Below are 21,581 nucleotides of genomic sequence, written 5' to 3'. Positions count from 1 at the left end.
CGGGAAGTGGCAGAACAGTAGTGCGGAGATCCATCCCGCGCGCACTCCCTCCTGACATAAACACCCCGCCGCAAGTTCATCTTCTCCTCGAACTCCAGACAAGCAAACACCCATAACTTCAACCAGTTAATGTGAGTTTTGCTATGTCTACTTCTGTATCTGATACCGCCAAATCCAGCCGCCGCGAGCAACGCTCCAGCGCCCAGGCCTTTATCGACAGCCTCAAGGGGATGGCTCACCCCAACTCCCGCCGCATCTTTATCGAAGGCTCCCGCCCCGACATCCGTGTCCCCCTGCGGGAGATCCAGCTGGCCGACACCTTCGTCGGCGGCCCTGTCAGTGGCGATAAGGAATCTCCCCAGTTCGAGCCCAACGAGCCGATCCCGGTTTACGACACCTCTGGCCGTTACGGGGAGGAGGGGGTCGCCATCGATGTGCGCCGCGGCCTGCCGCGCTTGCGGGAAAACTGGGTGCTGGAGCGAAATGATACCGACGCCCTGCCGGGGCTCAGCTCCGCCTTTACTCAGGAGCGTCTGGCTGACGAGGGGCTGGATCACCTGCGCTTCGATCACCTGAACTCTTTGCAACATAAGCCGCGCCGCGCCAAGCCGGGTCGTCGGGTCACCCAGCTGCACTATGCCCGTCAGGGGTTGGTCACCCCGGAGATGGAATTTATCGCCATTCGCGAGAATATGGGCCGTGAGCGGGTGCGCTCCGAGCTACTGCTGCGTCAGCATCCGGGGCGCGATTTTGGTGCCCGCCTGCCGGAAAACATCACCCCCGAATTTGTGCGCGATGAGGTGGCCGCCGGTCGCGCCATCATCCCCAGCAACATCAACCACCCGGAAGCGGAGCCGATGATCATCGGCCGCAATTTCCTGGTGAAGATCAACGCCAACATCGGCAACTCGGCGGTCACCTCCAGCATCGAAGAGGAAGTGGAGAAGCTGGTCTGGTCGACCCGCTGGGGCGCCGACACCGTGATGGATCTCTCCACCGGTCGCTACATCCACGAGACCCGCGAGTGGATCCTGCGCAACAGCCCGGTGCCCATCGGTACCGTGCCCATCTATCAGGCGCTGGAGAAGACCAACGGCATCGCCGAGGATCTGACCTGGGAGCTGTTCCGCGATACCCTGCTGGAGCAGGCCGAGCAGGGGGTGGACTACTTCACCATCCACGCCGGCGTCTTGCTGCGTTTCGTGCCGATGACCGCCAAGCGCCTCACCGGCATCGTCTCCCGTGGCGGCAGCATCATGGCCAAGTGGTGCCTCTCCCACCATAAAGAGAATTTCCTCTACCAGCACTTCCACGAAATCTGCGAGATCTGCACCGCCTATGACGTGGCCCTGTCGCTGGGCGATGGTCTGCGTCCGGGCTCTGTCTATGACGCCAACGACGAGGCCCAGTTCGCCGAGTTGCACACGTTGGGTGAGCTGACCAAAATCGCCTGGGAGTACGACGTGCAGGTGATGATCGAGGGGCCGGGCCATGTGCCGATGCACATGATCGAGCGCAACATGACCGAGCAGCTGGAGCATTGCCACGAGGCGCCGTTCTACACCCTGGGCCCGCTCACCACCGACATCGCGCCGGGTTACGATCACTTCACCTCCGGTATCGGTGCGGCGCTGATCGGCTGGTACGGCTGCGCCATGCTCTGCTACGTGACCCCCAAGGAGCATCTGGGCCTGCCCAACAAGGAGGATGTGAAGCAGGGGCTTATCACCTACAAGATTGCCGCTCACGCCGCCGATCTGGCCAAGGGTCACCCGGGGGCCCAGATCCGCGACAACGCCATGTCCAAGGCGCGCTTCGAGTTCCGCTGGGAGGATCAGTTCAATCTGGCCCTCGACCCCGACACCGCCCGCGCCTACCACGACGAGACCCTGCCGCAGGAGTCCGGCAAGGTGGCCCACTTCTGCTCCATGTGCGGGCCCAAGTTCTGCTCCATGAAGATCACTCAGGACGTGCGCGCCTACACCGCTGAACTGAATGCAGCAAAACTCGAAGCGGTAGAGATCAAGCTGGTTGGTATGGATGGCCAGCAGGAGCAGGTGGTGGCTCAGGTCGAGAGCGGCATGGCTCGCATGGCTGAAACCTTCAAGGAGACCGGCGGCGAGATCTACCATCAGGCGGCGGCGCTGAAACAGGCCGCAGGGGAGGAGGCGTGAGCAGCGCAAGCGGGGCTGTCAGCCCCGCCGACCTGCCAACGGTGATGGAGGCGCGCCCCTTGGGCTGTGCCCTCAAAATGCGAGTCTGGACCATCGCCGGTTCAGACTCCGGCGGCGGTGCCGGCATTCAGGCCGACTTGCACACCATGCACGACCTTGGTGTGCACGGCTGCTCGGTTATTACCGCCATCACAGCCCAGAACTCGGTGGCAGTGAAGATGGTCGACCCTGTGCTGATGCAGACCTTCACCGCCCAGATCGACGCCCTCGGCGTCGATCTGCCGCCCGCCGCCATCAAGATCGGCCTGTTGCCGACCCGGCTCCATGTCGAGGTGCTGGCCCGTCGACTGGCAGCCACCCCGGCCCCCTTCGTGGTCTACGACCCGGTGGCCATCGCCAGCACCGGCACCCCGATGGCGGAGCCCAATATGCTGGAGGCGGTGCGCGAGCAGCTGTTGCCACGTCTGTCGCTCATCACACCCAACGGCCCCGAGCTGGAAGCGTTGACCGGCATTCCTGCAACTAGCCCTGTGCTGGTGCGCTTCGCCGCCCAGCGGCTGCGCGAACTCGGTGCCCGCGCCGTGCTGGTCAAGGGCGGCCATCTGGGCTGGAGCGGCGATCTCTGCCTCGACTACTACCAGGACGAGACCCGCGAATTCTGGCTGGCGGCGCCGCGCCTGAATACCCGCCACGGTCACGGCACCGGCTGTTGCTACGCCAGCGCTATCGCCGCCGTGGTGGCGCAGGATTATCCGGTGGAAGACGCCATCACCCTGGCGCGTGCCTACCTGCAACAGGGGTTGGCGGCGGCGCAGGGGGTGGGCGCAGGCCCGGGCCCCATCGCCCATCTTGGCTGGCCAGCCGATCTTACCCACTTCCCCCGTGCCGTGCTGGCAGGTTCAACGCTCGATCGCCGTTTCGGCCTTTATGAGACAAGCAGCGCCCGCCTGCCGCAGGGCCCCTTTGCCGCGACCGAGCACAACCTCGGCCTCTATCCGGTGGTCGATTCGGTCAAGTGGCTGCGCCGCCTGTTGGGGCTGGGGGTCAAGACCATTCAACTGCGCATCAAAAATCTGCCCGCCGCTCAGGTGGCACCGGCCATTCGTGATGCGGTAGCGCTCGGTCGCCGCTATGGGGCGCGGCTCTTTATCAACGACTACTGGCAGCAGGCCATCGAGGCGGGGGCCTGGGGCGTGCATCTGGGGCAGGAGGACATGGAGACCGCCGATCTCGCCGCCATTCAGGCGGCCGGGCTGCGCCTTGGCATCTCCACCCACGGTTACTTCGAGCTGATGCGGGCCCGCGAGCTTGCCCCCTCCTATATCGCGCTGGGCCATATCTTCCCGACCAACACCAAGGCGATGCCTTCGCGCCCGCAGGGGCTGGTGCGGCTGCATCGCTACCGCGCTCTGATGGCGGAGTGGCCCACGGTGGCCATCGGCGGCATCAGCGAGGAGCGGGTGGCGGCGGTCAAGGGGAGCGGAGTCGGCAGCATCGCGCTGGTCTCGGCCATCACTGCCAGTGATGACTGGCAGGGGGCGACCGAACGGCTGCTCGCTGCCGTGGGGGCGGGGGATGAGCCACGCTCGGCCACGGCCATAAGGGAGGTGGAACATGCGCTCTGATACGGAATATTTGCGCGATTCAGCCCGCCAGCTTACCTCGCTGGCCGGATGGGGAGGCACTGATGTTGGCTGATGCTGAATACCTGAGATACGGCCGCCAGCTGATGCTGGCGGAAGTGGGCGAGGCGGGGCAGGCGCGGCTCAAGGATAAGTCTGTGCTGATCGTCGGCCTCGGCGGGCTTGGCTCGCCGCTCGCCCTCTATCTGGCCGGGGCCGGGGTGGGCACCTTGTGGCTGGCCGATGGCGACACGGTCGATTCCAGCAACTTGCCGCGCCAGATCCTGTTCGATAGCGAGGCGGTCAACCACTCCAAGGCCGAGCTGGCCCGCGAGCGCTTGGCCGCCCACAACCCGCTGGTGGAGCTGATTGCCATCAACCAGCGGCTCGATGCCGCCAGCCTGCCGGAGTTTGTGGCCGAGGTAGATCTGGTGATCGACTGCTGCGACAACCTCCCTACCCGGCAAGCCATCAACGCCGCCTGTGTGGGGCAGGGCAAGCCCTGGATCTCCGCCGCTGCGGTGGGTTGGCAGGGACAGCTGATGGCGCGCACCAGCTTTGATCACGCCTGTTATGCCTGCCTCTATCCGCTGGATACCAAGCTCGTCCAAAGCTGCGAGACCAGCGGCGTCACCGGCCCATTGGTCGGAGTGATGGGCTCCCTGCAGGCCCTGGAGGCGCTGAAATTGCTGCTCGGCCTGCCGAGCCCGGTCGCTGGCACATTGCGCCGCTTCGATGCGCTGGCTCATCAATGGCAGACCCTCACTCTGGCCCCCGATCCCGATTGCCCGGTTTGTGGGCAGTGCCGATGCCCGACACACGATAAGGAGATCACCCCATGACCCTCACCATTCGACTAAACGCTCAAGAGCAGCCGCTGGCGGCAGGGCAGAGAGTGGCCGAGCTGCTGGCCGCGGAAGGAGTCCAGCCCCAAGGGGTGGCGGTGGCCCTTAACGGCGCCGTGCTGCCCCGTGGCCGCTGGGCCGAGACCCGTCTCAATGACGGGGATGAACTTCACCTCTTTACCGCCATTGCCGGAGGCTAATCCATGATGTTTGCGATCCCATCTTCGAGCGTGCTGCCTTGCGGTGGAACTTCATCTCTTCTTACCACTGTGGCGGGAGGCTGACATGCTGACAATTGCCGACCACACCTTCTCTTCGCGCCTCTTTACCGGCACCGGCAAGTTTGCCCACCCGGATCTGATGGCCGCCGCCATCGAGGCGAGCGGCTCCCAGCTGGTCACCATGGCCATCAAGCGGCTCGAACCGGGCAAGGCCCACGACGATATCCTGAGCCCCTTGCTGCAACTCGGGGTCAAGCTGCTGCCCAATACCTCTGGCGCCAAGACCGCCGCCGAAGCGGTGTTTGCCGCCCACCTCGCCCGCGAGGCGCTGGGCACCAACTGGCTGAAGCTGGAGATCCACCCCGATCCCCGCTATCTGCTGCCCGATCCCATCGAGACGCTGAAAGCCGCCGAGGAGCTGGTGAAAGAGGGTTTTGTGGTGTTGCCCTACTGCGGCGCCGACCCGGTGCTCTGCAAGCGGCTGGAAGAGGTGGGCTGCGCCGCCGTGATGCCGCTCGGTGCGCCCATCGGCTCCAATCAGGGGCTGGTGACCCGGGAGTTTCTCGCCATCATCATCGAACAGGCCAATGTACCTGTGGTGGTGGATGCTGGGATCGGTGCGCCGAGCCATGCGGCCGCTGCCTTTGAGCTGGGCGCCGACGCCGTGCTGGTCAACACCGCCATCGCGGTGAGCGGCGACCCGGTCGCCATGGGTCGCGCCTTTGCGCTGGCCTGCACTGCTGGCCGCAGCGCCTATGAAGCTGGCCTTGGCGCCCGTGCCCTGCAGGCCCAAGCCTCCAGCCCGCTCACCGATTTTCTGGGGGCGTTATGAGTCAGCCAGCCAATGATTCCACCCCGATCCTACCTTTGTCAGGGGAGGTCATTTTCCCCCCTCTCCCTCTGGGAGAGGGGCTGGGGGTGAGGGCGCCGGGGGGGAGGGCTAAGGAGCCTTCCTTTCTCGACCGTTGGCAGGAGCTGGAGTGGGACCATATCGGCATGCAGATCCGCGCCAAAACTGCCGCCGATGTGGCACGCGCCCTGAGTGCCCCCCGCCGTACCCTGGCCGACTTTATGGCGTTGATCTCGCCAGCCGCCGAGGCGTATCTGCCGCAGATGGCAGCCGAGGCAGAGCGGCTGACCCGCCAGCGTTTCGGCAACACCATCGGCTTCTATGTGCCGCTCTATCTGTCGAACCTGTGCGCCAACGACTGCAGCTACTGCGGCTTCTCCATGAGCAACCGCCTCAAGCGCAAGACCTTGAATGCAGAGGAGATTGAGCGCGAGTGTCTTGCCATCAAGGCGCGGGGTTTTGACAGCGTGCTGCTGGTGACCGGCGAGCATGAGCACAAGGTGGGGCTCGCCTATTTTCGCGAAGTGATGCCCATCATCCGCCGCCACTTCAGCACGGTAGGGATGGAGGTGCAGCCCCTCTCGCAGGCCGACTATGCCGAGCTCAAGACCCTCGGCCTCGACGCCGTTATGGTCTATCAGGAGACCTACCACGCCCCCACCTACGCCCGCCACCATCTGCGTGGCAACAAGCGGGACATCGCATGGCGCCTCGCTACGCCAGATCGGCTCGGCCGCGCCGGTATCGACAAAATCGGCTTGGGGGCGCTGATCGGTCTCTCTGCGGACTGGCGCGCCGACAGCTACTTTGTCGCCGAGCACCTGAGCTGGCTTGAGCGCCACCACTGGCAGAGCCGCTATTCCCTCTCCTTCCCGCGCCTGCGCCCCTGCACCGGCGGGCTGGAGCCTGCCGTGGTCATGTCGGATCGCCAACTGGCCCAGCTTATCTGTGCCTGGCGCCTCTTCTCACCCACGCTGGATTTGTCGCTCTCCACCCGCGAGTCGGCAACTTTCCGCAACGGTGCGGTGCGCCTTGGCATCACCCAGATGTCGGCCGAGTCGCGCACCCAGCCGGGCGGCTATGCCGAGGGGGATAAAGAGGAGCTGGAGCAATTCGCCATCCACGACGACCGCCCGGTGGGGGAAGTGGCCGCCGCCGTGCGGCAAGCAGGGTTGCAGCCGGTGTTTAAAGATTGGGAACCGTTTTTGGGGAGATAGAGGGTGATTTCCCTTTGCCATCCGCAGATCGGAGAGAGTGATGCCGGAACACAATAGCTATTCGCGGTAAACGTTGGGCTTCGCAAGCTCAGCCGCAACCTACATCTGTGGTAGGTTGGCGCTGAGCGTAGCAAAGCCCAACATACGAGATATCGACCCGCGAGTCGGCGACTTTTCGCAACGGTGCGGTGCGTCTTGGCATCACCCAGATGTCGGCCGAATCGCGCACCCAGCCGGGTGGCTATGCCGAGGGGGATGCAGAGGAGCTGGAGCAGTTCGCCATCCACGACGATCGCCCGGTGGGGGAAGTGGCCGCCGCCGTGCGGCAGGCCGGGCTGCAGCCGGTGTTTAAAGACTGGGAACCGTTTTTGGGCCGATAGGGGCGGCAAGGCACTATTGTTCAGTAAAACTCTTTCATCTGCGTCGTGTGTGGCGTAGGGCAACGAGCCATTCTCGCCGAGGCTCGTTGCTTTGGTAATGCTGAGATAGCCCACCTGGATTTCATGCATCGTTCAAATAACGGTGTCAATTTACAACCGTTTCACATACCCCCTCGAATCAACAGAAATTTAGTCACCACTCGTCAATTAGTTACATAAAGTTGAGCGCCATGTCTCAATAATGAATTTTTGTACCTTGCGGAAGGGGTTTTATGCCAATAACATGTAAAAAAAATCGATACACTCAACTTTAGTTGATTTCTGGGGATTTGAATGAGTGATTGTTCATCACAAAATGAAGTCTTGCTAGACGATGAATCTCGTCATCTGATCGCCAGTTTTGAGCCAGCTGTTGATGCCTTGTCGGCTCTCTTTGGATCTAGTTGTGAGGTTGTGTTGCATGCATTTGATAACTTGCACGCATCGGTCGTGAAGATTGCGAATGGTCATATAACCGGGAGGCAGGAAGGCGCACCTGTGACCGATTTTGCTCTTACAAAATTGCAGAGTGATGCGGGCTGTCAGTGGAGTAGCTATTTCACGCGAACCAAGGAAGGGAAGGTGATGAAGTCTTCTTCCATCACGATCAAGAATCGTCATGGTAAACCGGTGGGGATGTTATGTGTGAATTTCAGTCTGGAGACATCACTGACAAATCTGCTGGAAACATTCTCGCCGCCTGCGACGGCTATTCATGTGAACAATGAAACATTTGCCAGCTCTGTGGATGATCTGGTCTCTCAGGTCATTGAAAAAGTCGATCAGGACAGTTCATTGGGAAGCAGCGTACGCAACAAGGAAATAGTGAGCAGACTGTATGATATGGGGATATTTGATATCAAAGATACGCCCCAACTGGTTGCCCGTATGTTGGGGGTGTCTCGCCATACCGTTTATTTGCATATCCGGAATCACAAGTCCAGTCTGGTGAATTCGCAAGCATAAACCGATGGTGGTTCGTACATCAGCTAAAAATAAAAATTTAAATTTGTCAGTAGATATACCCACGACTTGACGGTGTGGGTACGTTTTTTATTAATTTTTATAGCAGGTCAAAAATGAATAGCAATAAAATAGCAACAATTGCCATACACGGTGGGAATCAGCATGACAAGGGTAATAATGCCATATTCCCACCAATCACTACCGCGAGCTCTTTTATTCAGCCCAATCTAGGTGAAGGTGGTGATTATTGCTACTCTCGATGCAGCAATCCGACTCGGTATGCTTATGAATCAGCACTGGCTGCGCTGGAAAATGGTATCTATGCCACTGCGACAGCTTCCGGTATGGCAGCAACCGCGCTGGTGCTGGAGCTGTTGCCGAAAGATGCTCACATTATCGTAATGTGTGGTGTATATGGCGGTACTTATCGCCTCTTTGAGCGGTTGCGAAAGCATACATCTGGTCTGAATTGTACTTATGTCGATTTGAATGATTTGGATGCTGTTAGTAAGCAGGTCACTGCGCAGACCAAGCTTATCTGGATTGAGACGCCAACCAATCCATTGCTGACGCTGGTTGATATTGAGCTGGTTTGCCAATTGGCGAAAGAGAAAAATCTGCTTACCTGTGTTGATAATACCTTTGCCAGTGCCTGGAACCAAAGACCGCTCGAACTGGGTGCCGATATGGTGATGCTATCCGCCAGCAAATACATCGGTGGTCACTCTGATCTTATTGGTGGGGCAATTATTACCAACAAGCCTGAGTTGGCGGAAAAACTTGATTTTGTAAAGACTACTGTGGGTGCCATTGCCTCACCTTTTGATGCATACCTAGCGCTGCGTGGCATGAAAACTCTGGATGTGCGTATGGAACGCCATTGCAAGAATGCTCAGCAGATCGCCGAGTATCTTGAATCACATCCCAAGGTAAAAGAGGTTCATTACCCGGGGCTAGCTTCGCACCCGCAACATGAGCTGTGCAAAAAGCAGATGCGTTCTGGCGGTGCCGTTGTCACGGTGCGTTTGCATGGTGAACGTGAGGACGTGGTCAAGTTCCTCTCCGGGCTCAAATATTTTGTGCTGGCAGAGTCGCTTGGTGGTGTAGAGAGCATGATCAATCACTCTGCCTCCATGTCCCATGGTTCCATGACGCCAGCAGAACGCGAGAGTATCGGAATATATGAGACCACTTTGCGCTTCTCCATTGGCATTGAAGATATTCAGGATCTTAAAGACGATCTGGCTAATGCGCTGGCGTTAATCTAATAATAATAAGGTTATATCTATGCATGATTATGGGGTGTGGACAATTATAACACCGCTGGTGACTATCCTTTTGGCGATATTCACCAGACAGGTCATTCTATCATTGCTGGCAGGGATATTTGTCGGCTTTGTTGTTATTAATCACAGTTTCTCTTTGGGGGTGGTCGCGACCGTCAATGGGATTATTGATACTTTCTCTTCACCGGGCAACACCAGAACCATCATATTCATGGTGCTGATTGGTGGTATTATGAGATTAATTGTCGTTACCGGTGGTGTCAGACGATTAGTTCAATCGTTGTCAGAACACAATGGTTATATTACCAACAAAAAGGCCGTGCAGTTGCTGGCGATGGTAATCACATCCTTGATCTTTATTGAAAGTTCAGTAAATCAGTTAATTTCTGGTGCCTCGACCAAGGACTTGGCTAAGCGATATCGAGTTCCACCAGAGAAAATGTCATACATTATTCAAACATCTTGCGTCTCTGTTTGTTCATCAGTGATGATCAATGGTTGGGGAGCCGCCATGATGGGGGTGATCGGTGTTCAGATCTCCAAGGGGTTGATTGATGGTCAGCCGTTTGAGATCCTGGCGCACTCCATGGTTTGGAATATCATGGCTTGGCTGTCATTAGCATCGGTATTATTTTATATTTTTTCTGGTGCCTCATGGGGACCGATGAAAAAAGCTGAGCAGCGTTATGAGCTGGCAAAGCATGATGTAGCGGATACAGTGACCGAACATCATGATGATGTTATCAAGCATCCAGCCTCTGACTCTTTGTGGAACTTCTTCATCCCGATCCTCTCAACGGTATTGATGGTTCCTGTCGTGCTCTACCTGACTGGCGATGGTAATTTCTCCAAGGGGAGTGGTTCCATGTCTGTCTATTCCAGTGCCATGTTCGGTACTCTGGTCTCTTTTGTATGGTTCTGGTGTCGTGGTATTTTAAATATCGAGAGCTTCTTTAAAGAGCTGTATATTGGTTATGCCAGTATGGTAAAAATCAGCTCGGTAATGATCTTGGCATTTTTGATGGGTCATATATCAGCTGAATTGAACACCGGCAACTATATTGCGTCGGTTACTTCTGGCGTGATTTCACCTGGCTTCTCAATTGGTTTTATCTTTATCATTAGTGCCATCATGTCACTGGCAACTGGTACGTCATGGGGCACTTTTGCCATCATGATCCCGATTGGTGTTCAGCTAGGGGTCTCCTTGGGCGTTCCTTTTGAATATATGATTGGTGCCTCAATTGCCGGGTCTATATTTGGTGATATGACATCACCGATATCAAGTGATGCCATTGTAGCTTCAATGGCTACTAACTGTGATCATATAGAGCATATTCGAACCCAATTCCCCTATGCGTTGGTAACTGGTACGATAGCATTTATTTGCTATGTCATTCTCGGTTTTTCAATCTAACATTGAATTGTTGTTAGGCATGAGGCACTCTATTGAGTGCCTCAATTTTATATGGCGGCAAGCATTTTATTTGGAGATGAAGATGAGTCACCTGACTGGAAAAATAAATAGTTTCCCACGCGTTGAGCTGGTCAACGTGGCGACTCCGTTGGAGTATTTAGCTCGTTTTTCAGCTCACTTGGGGCGTGATGTTTATATCAAGCGTGATGATGTGACACCGTTAGCCATGGGCGGAAACAAGCTAAGAAAACTGGAGTTTTTGGTTGCAGATGCCAAGCTAAAAGGTGCAAATGTGTTGGTCACCGCAGGAGCCATTCAATCCAACCATGTAAGGCAGACTGCGGCTGTTGCTGCAAAATATGGCATGCGATGTGTCGCACTATTAGAAAATCCGATTAATACCGATTCGGAAAATTATTTACATAACGGCAATAGCTATCTCATTGATCTATTCGGTTGTGAAGTCGAGTTGGTTGACGAGCTCAATGCTCCCGATGAACAACTGGAACTAGTTAGGCGGCGTTTGGAGCGGGAAGGGTTAGTGCCATATGTCGTTCCTATTGGTGGATCCAATGCTTTGGGATCTCTGGGCTATGTAGTCTGTGCCAGCGAAATCGCAGCGCAGGCTAAGGCTATGGGCATTGATTTTGCCGCTGTAGTTGTCCCGTCTGGTAGTGCTGGCACACATGCTGGACTGGCGGTAGGTATGGAGCAATTGATGCCGGAATGTGAATTGGTCGGAGTGACCGTCTCGCGAGTGGTTGACACGCAAGCGCCTAAAGTTATCAAGCTTCAACAAGCGGTTGCGGCTTTGCTCGATGTGAGTGCTGATGCCAAAATATCGCTCTGGGATGAATATTTTTTGCCAATGTATGGCATGCCAAATGAGCAGGGTATGGCTGCAGTGAAGCTATTAGCGAGACTGGAGGGGATTACACTGGATCCTGTTTATACCGGTAAAGCCATGGCCGGTCTGATAGATGGCATCAAGACAGATAAATTTGGCAAGCAGGGGCCATTGTTATTTGTTCATACCGGTGGTTCTCCTGCGTTGTTTGCTTATTATCCATCTGTATGACATTGCAATTTTTCATAGATGTTTAGCAAGCTTAAGTAAGGCGACTGATCGTTTTTGTGGCCTTATTTAAACTTGGCGGTTGCTCTCAGCTCCTGCAACCGCCATTCCCCAGAATGCTGCCCCGCATACACCCGTCTTCATCCTTGATAAAGCTGGCGATCCGCTCGCAGGGCATCGAACTCATCGGCTTGCGGTGTCTGGGGTGCGGTTAATTGCATAGTGCTTCCTGCTTGATGGTGTTTATCTGGCCGCCGCTTCCAGCGCGGCTATTTCGGCGCCGCTGATCAACGGCAGGTGGCGGCTGATCTGCTCCACCGGCCAGTCCCACCAGGCGAGGGCGTTGAGGCGCTCTATGGTGTCGTCGTCGAAGCGGTAGCGGATCACCTTGGCGGGGTTGCCGCCGACCACGGCATAGGCGGGCACGTCACCGGTGACCACGGAGCGGGCGGCGATAATGGCGCCGTTGCCGACCTTTACCCCCGGCATGATCAGCGCTTCATAGCCAATCCAGACATCGTGGCCGATGACGGTATCTCCCTTGTAGGGTAGGCTGCCCGGGGCGGGTGCTGCATGCTCCCAGCCGTTGCCGAAGATAAAGAAGGGGTAGGTGGAGAAGCCGGAGCTCTGGTGGTTGGCGCCGTTCATGATGAACTTCACCCCGCGGGCGATGGCGCAGAACTTGCCGATGATCAGCTTGTCGCCGATGAAGGGAAAGTGGTAGAGGACGTTGCGCTCAAAGCCTGCCGAATCCTCCGGGTCGTCGTAATAGGTGTAGTCACCCACCTCGATATTGGGCCCCTTGATGGTGTTCTTGATAAAGCACACCTGGGGGAAGCCGTTCATGGGGTGGGGATTGGCGGGATCGGGTCCGTGCATCTGGGCTCCTTGGGTTGGCCGGGTATTAAATCGCCGGGAAGTAGCAGGCGCTCATGTCGATGGGGTGGTCGGGGCAGCCTGGCTGATAGAATTGCCAGCCCGCATCGGAGAAGGCGCGCAGTTCGGTCTCGACAAACTTGATGGCAAGGCTCAGGGCCTGCAGGCTGTCGACGCCGTAGATGAAGGTCTTGTCGCTGAGCCCCGCCAGCTTCACCTTGCAGCGCCAGTCACCGCTGGCGGACTTGGGATCTGGTTCGGGAGCCTTGATGGCGATCTTGAGGATGAGCTGTTCCCCTTCGGTACTGATGGCGTCGAAGCGGGCGGTGACGATGGCGTTTTTCATCTGGCGATTCCTTTTCCGTGGTACAGCCCCTGCGGTTGCGGGTGGCTGGTATCCCTGATGGCTGATGAGGTGAAAATGTGGACTCAGGACGGCCAGCGTAAATGAACTGGTGAGTTGAAACAATGAGATATCCATGGTCTGGAAGAGGGCTGTTGCGTTGCTGTGATCGGGCGCAAGGGCGTAAGGCGGGGCATGTGGACTAACCCGGCTGGCCTGGGCCGACGAGTGGCTCTATCAGGCCAAGCGGGCAGGGCGCAATCGGGTGGCGTACGGCCCGGCGCGCTGAGCTTCTCGGCCCTGTTATTGGCAGAAATCACCTGTTCTCTTGCCATAAATAATTTGGCTGACATCACTGTCAATTAGTAGAAAAGTTGGTCGTATTATTTAGCTCATATTCCACTGGCGATGGTGTTAATATTATCGGCCTGATCGCTGGTCTTATTTGTGTTGTTGGGCAACAGGATGAGGTTTTATCGGTATGTTATCAAACGGGCTTGAATCGGGTTTTGGATGACGAATGTGATACATCTCGTTGTCTTTTGAAACAATCCGATTCAAACAGTCATGAATTATTAACCTTGACCCGGATAGCGATTTCAACGATGGTAGCATGGCAGCTCCGTTTCCCTCCAGTGGCCCTGTTGGCCGCTGGCGGCGTTGTTTTTTCGTGTGCAGGGCGATATGCAACGACATATCTCCAGCCTGTTATTCGGGCCAATAAAAATAATGATGACAGACTAATAAGGTATATATTGCAATGAGTGTTTCTATTGCTGAAAAGAGTAACCCTGTTTCAAAGTTGAAATGGGAGAAAAGCGATTCGGTATGGACCATGGGCTTATATGCCACTGCTGTCGGTGCCGGTACTTTATTTCTCCCTATTACTGTTGGCAGTAATTCCCCGGTTATTTTGCTGTTTATTTTATTGCTGGCTTTTCCGCTCTCTTATTATTCCCATCGGGCATTGAGCCGCTTTGTGCTCTCCAGCTCCCATCGGGAAGGGGACATCACCCATGTGGTGGAGGAGCACTTCGGTGCCAAAGCGGGCAAGCTGCTGATGCTGGTCTATCTGATGGCCTTCTACCCCATCATTCTGGTCTACAGCATCTCCATCACCAATGCGATCCAGAGCTTCGTGGTCCACCAGCTGGGGGCCGCCGAGCTGCCGCGTGGCTTGCTGGTTGTGGGGGTGATGCTGGGTCTGCATCTGATCCTGCTGGCAGGCAAACAGATCGTGGTATCGGCCATCAGCGTGCTGGCGTTGCCGATGGTCGCCTTTCTGATTGGCCTCTCGGTTTATCTGCTGCCCCAGTGGAGCCTCTCCTATTTCAGCGAGAGTCAGGCGGTAGATTGGCGTGATCCGGCGTTCTGGAAATCCCTCTGGCTGATCGTGCCGGTGATGGTGTTCTCGTTCAGCCATGCGCCCATTATCTCCTCCTTCAGTGCGGCGCAGAAGAAGCGTTGTCAGGAGAGTGCCGACCTGCGCGCCAAGCGGATCATCAAGTACAGCAGCCTGCTGATTTGCGGCAGCGTGCTCTTTTTTGTGGTGAGCTGTGTGATGAGCCTGAGTCAGGCGGAGATGGCGCTGGCCCGCACCGACAATATCTCTGTGCTGTCGGCGCTGGCGAACAAGTTCTCCAATCCGCTGATCGCCTATGTGGGGCCGCTGATCGCCATTCTGGCCATGTCCAAATCTTTCCTCGGCACCTCCATGGGGGTGAGCGAGGGGACGGTGAGCATGGTGAGCGGGGCCTGTCAGGGGCTGGGGCTCTCCCTCAAGGAGTCGACTATCGCCCGGGTGTCGTCGGTGATCCTGTTTATGGTGACCGCCGTCATCACCTATCTGAACCCCAATGTGCTCGACATCATCGAGCGGGTCAGTGGCCCGCTGATCGCGGTGATCCTGTTTCTGCTGCCAGCCTGCTCCATCTATCGCTTGCCCGCACTCAAGCGTTATCGCGGGCCGAGCACTCTTTTTGTGTTGGTGATGGGGCTGCTTGCCATCTCGGCCCTTATCTACGATCTGCTTTGACCGGGCGGTATCCCGCACAAATCAAAAAGGGCGACCAGTTGGTCGCCCTTTTTCTTGGCGTCGGGTTTAGCCGAGCAGGCCGCTGGCGCTCTGGCCCGCCATCAGCAAGCCGAATGCCAGTACGCTGAACCAGACCAGCGTGGCCCCCACCAGCAGGTAGCCGCTGGCGACGAACAGACCGTCCCGCTGCAACATTCCGGTGGCAAGTAGCAGGATGGCCCAGGCAGGCATGGCATTGGTAAAGGGGATGGCGCCAAGGGGCAGCATCAGCAACAGGGCGGCCAGCATGATCAGCAGGCCGTTGCAGCGGTTGACCGTGCTGCTGCCGGTCAGCAACAGCAGGCGCGGGCGGATAACGCGATCGACTCGGGCCAGCAGATCCGCCCCCTTGTGCAGGGTCGGCTTGAGCTGGTCGGCAGCGAAGCGGCGCTCCATCAGTATGGCGGGCAGCCAGGGCACCCGGTTGAGGGTGATGCCGATGCCGATAAAGAGGATCAGCAGGCCGAACGGGGTGCTGACGCCGGGGATGGAGACCGGCAGCAGGAAAGGCACGGTGAGCAGCACGCAGAACAGCAGCATGCCCTGCTCGCCCACCAGCTCCAGCATCTGGCGCAGGCTGACGTGGCTCTCGTCGATGGCGTGCGCGGTGGCCCGCAGGGTATCCGCGAGGGTGGTTTGGGGGTCGTGAAGTTGCGCGGCAACCATTCCCTGATGTCCTTCTGAGTGGTGATGGCGGGCCCCGATGACCCGATTTTTCGCCAGCATACGTGGCAGAGGTTAACCGCCGATGAATGGTGGCGGCTGGCGCATAACGGCGGTTGTGGCACGGCTCTGGAGCCGCAACAGCGGTGGGGCAGTTGTGCCATGAATGTGATCCGGTACAGCCGCCGTTTAGGAGTGGCGCAGAATGAAGCTGGTATGCTTTCTGAACAATCACACAGGGAGCAGGGGATGATGATGAAGAGAGCCGGGATAGCGATGGTGGGGCTGTTGCTGCCACTGGGGCAGGCCTGGAGTAGCGAGGCCGCGACCACATCCGGTTGGCAGCTGACGCCGTTTTTCGGCTACAGCTCAGCCATCGACTTCGAGAAAAGCGACGATGTGGTGGAGCCGGTGGCGCGTTCGGCCTCGCTCGATTCACTGCAGGGGCAGCGCTCCGGCAGCTGGGGCCTCTTTATCAGCAAGGAGGTGGATGATCCGGGCATGATTGAGCTGCTCTACAGCCACCAGTCCACCACCCTCTCTCCCGATCAGCCGGATCGCCTGACGGTGGATACCCTGCACTTTGCCGGTGCGCTGACCCTGTCGGACAACCTGATGGCACCCTATATCGGCGCCGGGATCGGGGTGACCCGCTTTGCCGCCTACGACAGCGAGGTGACACCTTCCATGTCGCTGGCGCTCGGGGTGCAGCCCCGGCTGACCGAGCATCTGGCGCTGCGGGCCGAGGTGCGCGGCTATGGCTCGCTGGTCAACGACAGCAACCAGTTTCTCTGCAACCCGGATCAGTGCGTGTTCAAGGTGCGCGGGGAGCTGGTGACCCAGTGGCAGGCCAATATCGGTCTTACCTTCCGCTTTTAAACGGGCTGTATTGCACCCATGAGCAAGGGGCCATTAGGCCCCTTTTGCATCAGCTATGTTGCGCCGTGACCGGCACTCAACCGCCAGCCCTTCACGCGCCATGTGTAGTCGGAGTAGCCCACACCGCGCAGTTTCTGCCCGCCTCTTTGGCGCGATAGAGCGCCTGATCCACCCGCTTGAACAGTTGCGGGCTGGGCTCTTGGGGCTCCCGGATCCCCACTCCCAGACTGACCGTCAGGGGATGGGCCGGGTCGGGGGCGATGGTGCGGGTCGCTGCCAGTAGTGTATTCGCCAGCTGCTGTACTTCGGCGTCCTTGGCGACCGGCAGCAGCAGGACGAACTCTTCGCCACCAATACGGGCCGCCAGCGCCCCGGGCGGGCAGTGCTGTTGCAGCAGGGCCGCAAACTGCTGCAACACCTGATCCCCCACATCGTGGCCGTGGTTGTCATTGATCACCTTGAAGTGATCGAGATCCAGCAGCATCAGCGACTGCGGGGAGCCGAGGTTGATATTGAACTGCTGCTGAAAATAGCGCCGGTTCGGCAGCCCGGTCAGTTCATCCACCAGCGCCAGTATTTTGAGCCGGGAGTTGATGTGAAAGAGGTGGTGCATGGTGCTCAGGATGCCGATGCTGCTGAGCAGAATGCCGCTGGATCGCAGCAGATCCTCGGCGTATATGGCGAGCCAGAGCGGTTGCTGCACTATCTCGTCCATGATGTCGGCGGTGGCCCCCATGATCCACAACATCAGGCCGCAGGAGAGCAGGCGGTAGGTCTTGGTGGGCAGATGGGCGCACTGTACCACCCAGAACAGGAACAGCATGGTGAACCAGTTGATCACCTCGAAGCCAAAGCTGACGGCGTAAAAGCGCTCGTAGGGAAAGTGGGGCAATAGCCAGAGATGCAGGAGCATGATGGCCAGCATCAGCACTCCCAGCAAGGCGATGTGAGCGCGGTGCTCCCCATCGAGAATGCGGTAGTGGGAGGGGCTGATGTCGAGACGATCGAACTGCATGGGGTTCCTCGGATGTGGGCCTGCCATCACCTTGCAAACGAGTGCGCAGGTCATGGTTGGCCGTGGTCAGATAACAGGAAGCGGCTGGTCTGCCAGTGTAAACGAGCTGACCCGGGCAGTGCGATGATAATGGCATCAGCTTGTGGGCTGGCTCCGGGTTTGCGCATTTCTGGTGCGCTTGTGATTGACTGCCCTGTCACAGGGCGCTGGCGTTCAGGTTAGCGCAAGCGCTGCGCTATTTTGGTGCGAAAGGTGTGCTCTTGATAGTTAATTTAATGATTATAAAGGATTTAAATTTATGGCCCGCTTTATGCTTTTTACATATCAGACGGTCTCTTGCGGTCATCGGCGGCAGACGCAGTGATGTGAAGTGGCAAGAGACATCCCCGTGCCGGGCACGGGTGTGATTCTGGCGGGTCGCAGCAACACCTTGCGGCTTGCCACAGATTCAATCAGGGAAATGGAGCCGGTCTTGTACCGGTACGACAGGGAAGGAGAGTGCTCTATGGTCAAAAAATGGATGATGGCAGGTCTGACGATGTTGCCTGCCTTGCTGGTTACCCCAAGTTGGGCCGAAGAGGTCGCTCAAGTGCAGGCTGCGGTGGCACCGGTTGCCAGCGTGACAATCAACAAGGGTGACAACACCTGGATGCTGCTGTCGGCGGCGCTGGTGATCCTGATGTCGATCCCCGGTCTGGCCCTCTTCTACGGTGGTCTGGTGCGGGCCAAAAACATGCTGAGCGTGCTGATGCAGGTGTTTACCCTGTTCTGCCTCATCTGCGTACTGTGGGTGATCTACGGCTACTCGCTGGCCTTTACCGAGGGGAATGGCGTCTACGGATCTTTCAGCAAGCTGCTGCTCAAAGGTGTCACGCCTGACTCTATCGCTGCCACTTTCAGCAAGGGCGTTGGCATCAGCGAGCTGATCTATGTGGTGTTTCAGGGGGCCTTTGCTGCCATCACCTGCGGCCTTATCGTGGGGGCGTTTGCCGAGCGCATCAAGTTCGCCGCCGTGCTGCTCTTCTCGGTGATCTGGTTCACCTTCGCCTACATCCCGCTGGCCCACATGGTGTGGTACTGGGCGGGGCCGGATGCCTACACCAGCGCCGAGGCCGCCGCCACGGCGACCGCCACTGCCGGTTATCTGTTCCAGCATGGTGCGCTCGACTTTGCAGGTGGCACCGTGGTGCACATCAACGCCGCCGTGGCGGGGCTGGTGGGTGCCTATCTGGTGGGCAAGCGTCTGGGTTATGGTCGTGATCCCATGACCCCCCACAGCTTGACCATGACCATGATCGGCGCCTCCCTGCTCTGGTTTGGCTGGTTCGGCTTCAACGCCGGTTCTGCGCTGGAAGCCAATGGCGTGGCGGCGCTCGCCTTTATCAATACATGGGTGGCTCCGGCTGCGGCAGCACTCTCCTGGACCCTGGCAGAGTGGGTGATGAAAGGGCGTCCCTCCCTGCTGGGTGCCGCCTCTGGTGCAGTATCCGGTCTGGTGATGATTACCCCGGCTGCCGGTTTCGTCGGGGTTGGCGGTGCCTTGGTGATGGGGCTTATCAGTGGCGTGGCGGGCCTGTGGGGCGTACACGGTCTCAAGCGTTTGTTGGGGGCCGATGACAGTCTCGATGTGTTTGGTTTGCACGGAGTGTGCGGCATTCTCGGTGCCCTGCTGACCGGCGTCTTTGCCAGCCCGGATCTGGGCGGCACCGGGGTGTGGGACTATGTCACCAATCAGGTTGCCGGGGGCTACTCCATCCTGACGCAGGTGAAGATCCAGGCCATCGGGGTGGGTGTCACCATCCTCTGGTCCGGTGCGGTGGCGGCGATTGCCTTCAAGGTCGTCGATATGCTGGTGGGTCTGCGGGTGAATGGTGATGCCGAGCGGGAAGGTCTGGATGTCACCTCCCACGGCGAGAAGGCTTACAGCATGTAATGCCGAACGTCAGACAACAAAAAACCGCCGGTTCCGGCGGTTTTTTTATAGCTCGAGAGCTGCAAAACCTTAGTTCACGACAGCCACGTTGATGCTGCCATTGCCCTGGGTCATGCGCACGCGCGCGCCCGGGGTGAAGGTGGGGCTGGCTTTTTGCACCACTACTATGGCTTCGCCACTCTCTTTCTTGATCTCCAGCTCGACGCCGTCGACCTGATTCATCTTGTTGCCGACGGCGTTGCCTGCCGCCGCACCGGCGATGGCGCCGCCTGCAGCTGCGATATCGCGTCCGGTACCGCCACCTATGGTACTGCCCAGCAGGCCGCCGACCACGGCGCCGCCGATGGTGCCCATCAGGGAGTTCTCATCGGCCTGGATCTTCACCGGGCGGGTGGAGATGATGGTGCCGTAGCTAACGGTCTGCACCTGTTTGGCGCGGTCTTTGGTGTAGACATCGCCGGAGTAAACGTCGCTATTGGCACAACCCGTGATGGTGGTTGCGGCCAGCAGGGCAATAAGGGTCATACGCTTCAACATGGTGGGCCTCCTGGGCTGCATGGAATTTGAACAATCCGGTTGATGAGCTGAACTCTACTCCAACCTCGTCACACATGAAATCGGCAAAATGTAACCAATTATGCGTTCTGTTACCGGTTTTGTCCTTGAATCTACGCTGTACCAGAGAGCGTTTTGACCAGCAGCAGGCGGTCTTCTCCGGGGCCAAAATAGTCGGCTACTTCCGCCTGCAATTGGTAACCGAGCCGGTAGTAGAGGCGCTGGGCCGGATTGGCGGGATCGACGGTGAGTCGCAACGTACTGATCTGTAACGCCTGCTGGTTTACCTCCATCTGGCGCATCATCCGCTCCGCGAGGCCGAAACCGCGCGCTTCTGGCAGCACCGCCAGCGACAGCACCCAGCCTTGGGATCGCTCCTGACCAAAGCCACCCAGTACATAACCCACCAGCTGCCCCTCGTATTCGGCTACCAGCAACAACTCGGGCCACAAATCCATAGCCTGACGAAAGAAGAAGGCCGGATAGACATCTTCGCCAAAGACTTTGGCATCGATCTGCCAGATGGCGTGCATATCAGCATGGGTAGCGGTACGTAGCAGGGGCGGGTTGTGGTGCATCAGGACTCCATCGACAGCAAGAGGGGCGGCTAGGGCCGCTGACCCCAAGGTCAACGGCGCAAAAGAAGTCACAGGGTAGTGGTCATCCCCTGCCGGATGCAAGGGGTTGGCGCTCAGGGGGGAAGGGGTCGGCTCTGGGGCAGTTTGGCGGCCTTGCGCCAGCCATCGAGCAGGTGGCGGATGGCGAGCCAGGGGTGGCGCAGTAGCATGCGCGGGCCGCTCCACTTCATCACCTGCTGGATCTGTTTGCGCATCGCTGGGGCGTAGCAGTGGATATTGCAGTTGGCGCAGGTGGGTTTATGGCCGTGGCCGTAACGACAGCGATTGAGCCGCTGATGGGCGAACTCCCGCAACTGACGACAGTGGCGGCAGTGGGGATCCTGATGATGGTGCTGGCAGTAGAGGCGGATCATGGCGCTGACGGTCTTCTTCTCGCGCATGAGTCTGGGGTGGTCACTCGCCTTTTTGCTGATTGTGGCGTGTGGGCCCCTTGCTGGGCTGGCATGATGACTTTTCATGGCCGCCATTGTCCTGACCTGTTCAGCGAGGGTGTTGATACAGGTCAAAAGGGGG

At 58.1% G+C, this 21,581-nt stretch carries 20 protein-coding genes and 1 pseudogene; 14 read left to right on the top strand and 7 right to left on the bottom strand.

All coding sequences use genetic code 11. The features are described 5' to 3' along the window. Positions 1 to 143: 143 nt before the first annotated feature. The 11 genes and pseudogenes from thiC (at position 144) to ACY8FN_RS01290 (ending at position 12,095) form a co-directional block, all read left to right on the top strand. Entirely contained in the window at positions 144 to 2,174 is a 2,031-nt protein-coding gene (gene thiC, locus ACY8FN_RS01340; protein ID WP_463099033.1) for a phosphomethylpyrimidine synthase ThiC, read from the top strand. After that, a complete protein-coding gene (thiE, locus tag ACY8FN_RS01335) occupies positions 2,171 to 3,799 on the top strand; it encodes a thiamine phosphate synthase (protein ID WP_463099032.1) in 1,629 nt (542 codons plus the stop codon). Before thiC ends, thiE begins: the two co-directional genes overlap by 4 nt. Positions 3,800 to 3,861: 62 nt before the next feature. Then, a complete protein-coding gene (locus tag ACY8FN_RS01330) occupies positions 3,862 to 4,638 on the top strand; it encodes a HesA/MoeB/ThiF family protein (protein WP_463099031.1) in 777 nt (258 codons plus the stop codon). Next, complete coding sequence (gene thiS / locus ACY8FN_RS01325) at positions 4,635 to 4,841, top strand: sulfur carrier protein ThiS (RefSeq protein ID WP_463099030.1); 207 nt, start codon at positions 4,635 to 4,637, stop codon at positions 4,839 to 4,841. The genes ACY8FN_RS01330 and thiS overlap by 4 nt, the downstream gene beginning before the upstream one ends. Positions 4,842 to 4,926: 85 nt before the next feature. Beyond that, the gene (locus ACY8FN_RS01320) at positions 4,927 to 5,694 is read left to right on the top strand and encodes a thiazole synthase (protein WP_463099029.1); all 768 of its coding nucleotides are present in this window, start codon (positions 4,927 to 4,929) and stop codon (positions 5,692 to 5,694) included. Continuing rightward, positions 5,691 to 6,929 (top strand): 2-iminoacetate synthase ThiH, encoded by a 1,239-nt coding sequence (gene thiH, locus ACY8FN_RS01315; RefSeq protein ID WP_463099028.1) that lies wholly within the window; start codon positions 5,691 to 5,693, stop codon positions 6,927 to 6,929. The genes ACY8FN_RS01320 and thiH (ACY8FN_RS01315) overlap by 4 nt, the downstream gene beginning before the upstream one ends. Before the next feature lie 149 nt (positions 6,930 to 7,078). Continuing rightward, a pseudogene (gene thiH, locus ACY8FN_RS01310) lies at positions 7,079 to 7,309 on the top strand (2-iminoacetate synthase ThiH); the annotation flags it as partial. A 333-nt stretch (positions 7,310 to 7,642) separates the two neighbouring features. After that, positions 7,643 to 8,314: a helix-turn-helix transcriptional regulator gene (locus tag ACY8FN_RS01305; protein ID WP_463099027.1), complete on the top strand. Its 672-nt coding sequence runs from the start codon at positions 7,643 to 7,645 to the stop codon at positions 8,312 to 8,314. 113 nt (positions 8,315 to 8,427) lie between these two features. After that, positions 8,428 to 9,582: a trans-sulfuration enzyme family protein gene (locus ACY8FN_RS01300; protein WP_463099026.1), complete on the top strand. Its 1,155-nt coding sequence runs from the start codon at positions 8,428 to 8,430 to the stop codon at positions 9,580 to 9,582. Between the two features lie 19 nt (positions 9,583 to 9,601). Further along, positions 9,602 to 11,017, top strand: coding sequence for a Na+/H+ antiporter NhaC family protein (locus ACY8FN_RS01295; RefSeq protein ID WP_463099025.1), 1,416 nt, complete (start codon positions 9,602 to 9,604; stop codon positions 11,015 to 11,017). Positions 11,018 to 11,099: 82 nt separating this feature from the next. Continuing rightward, entirely contained in the window at positions 11,100 to 12,095 is a 996-nt protein-coding gene (locus ACY8FN_RS01290) for a D-cysteine desulfhydrase (protein ID WP_148612631.1), read from the top strand. A 240-nt stretch (positions 12,096 to 12,335) separates the two neighbouring features. On the opposite strand, the gene ACY8FN_RS01285 is transcribed toward ACY8FN_RS01290, so the two are convergent. Both ACY8FN_RS01285 and ACY8FN_RS01280 read right to left on the bottom strand, forming a co-directional pair. Beyond that, entirely contained in the window at positions 12,336 to 12,971 is a 636-nt protein-coding gene (locus ACY8FN_RS01285; RefSeq protein ID WP_463099024.1) for a Vat family streptogramin A O-acetyltransferase, read from the bottom strand. A gap of 25 nt (positions 12,972 to 12,996) precedes the next feature. Beyond that, positions 12,997 to 13,314 (bottom strand): DUF6968 family protein, encoded by a 318-nt coding sequence (locus tag ACY8FN_RS01280; protein WP_101320637.1) that lies wholly within the window; start codon positions 13,312 to 13,314, stop codon positions 12,997 to 12,999. Between the two features lie 757 nt (positions 13,315 to 14,071). Here ACY8FN_RS01280 and ACY8FN_RS01275 point away from each other — a divergent pair. Then, positions 14,072 to 15,346 carry an amino acid permease gene (locus ACY8FN_RS01275; RefSeq protein WP_463099023.1) on the top strand — a complete coding sequence of 425 codons (1,275 nt, stop codon included), beginning with the start codon at positions 14,072 to 14,074 and terminating at the stop codon, positions 15,344 to 15,346. Positions 15,347 to 15,412: 66 nt separating this feature from the next. Here ACY8FN_RS01275 and ACY8FN_RS01270 read toward each other — a convergent pair whose 3' ends face one another. Then, positions 15,413 to 16,051 (bottom strand): exopolysaccharide biosynthesis protein, encoded by a 639-nt coding sequence (locus ACY8FN_RS01270; RefSeq protein WP_303845850.1) that lies wholly within the window; start codon positions 16,049 to 16,051, stop codon positions 15,413 to 15,415. Positions 16,052 to 16,303: 252 nt separating this feature from the next. Here ACY8FN_RS01270 and ACY8FN_RS01265 point away from each other — a divergent pair, with 252 nt between their 5' ends. Further along, entirely contained in the window at positions 16,304 to 16,927 is a 624-nt protein-coding gene (locus ACY8FN_RS01265; protein WP_139719510.1) for an outer membrane beta-barrel protein, read from the top strand. 91 nt (positions 16,928 to 17,018) lie between these two features. Here the strand turns inward: ACY8FN_RS01265 and ACY8FN_RS01260 are convergent, their stop codons facing one another. Then, complete coding sequence (locus ACY8FN_RS01260) at positions 17,019 to 17,942, bottom strand: GGDEF domain-containing protein (RefSeq protein WP_463099022.1); 924 nt, start codon at positions 17,940 to 17,942, stop codon at positions 17,019 to 17,021. A 505-nt stretch (positions 17,943 to 18,447) separates the two neighbouring features. Here ACY8FN_RS01260 and amt point away from each other — a divergent pair. Beyond that, the gene (amt, locus tag ACY8FN_RS01255) at positions 18,448 to 19,875 is read left to right on the top strand and encodes an ammonium transporter (protein WP_463099021.1); all 1,428 of its coding nucleotides are present in this window, start codon (positions 18,448 to 18,450) and stop codon (positions 19,873 to 19,875) included. Between the two features lie 69 nt (positions 19,876 to 19,944). Here amt and ACY8FN_RS01250 read toward each other — a convergent pair whose 3' ends face one another. The 3 genes from ACY8FN_RS01250 to ACY8FN_RS01240 form a co-directional block, all read right to left on the bottom strand. Next, entirely contained in the window at positions 19,945 to 20,412 is a 468-nt protein-coding gene (locus tag ACY8FN_RS01250) for an outer membrane lipoprotein (RefSeq protein WP_101320627.1), read from the bottom strand. Between the two features lie 131 nt (positions 20,413 to 20,543). Beyond that, on the bottom strand, positions 20,544 to 21,008 hold the full coding sequence (locus ACY8FN_RS01245; RefSeq protein WP_463099020.1) for a GNAT family N-acetyltransferase: 465 nt from the start codon (positions 21,006 to 21,008) through the stop codon (positions 20,544 to 20,546). A gap of 113 nt (positions 21,009 to 21,121) precedes the next feature. Beyond that, positions 21,122 to 21,526 (bottom strand): nitrous oxide-stimulated promoter family protein, encoded by a 405-nt coding sequence (locus tag ACY8FN_RS01240; protein ID WP_463099019.1) that lies wholly within the window; start codon positions 21,524 to 21,526, stop codon positions 21,122 to 21,124. Positions 21,527 to 21,581 lie beyond the last annotated feature (55 nt).

The organism is Aeromonas sp. 160P (assembly GCF_055193095.1).
The sequence above is the reverse complement of the archived record's forward strand: the minus strand, read 5'-3'. Positions and strand labels throughout refer to the sequence as shown.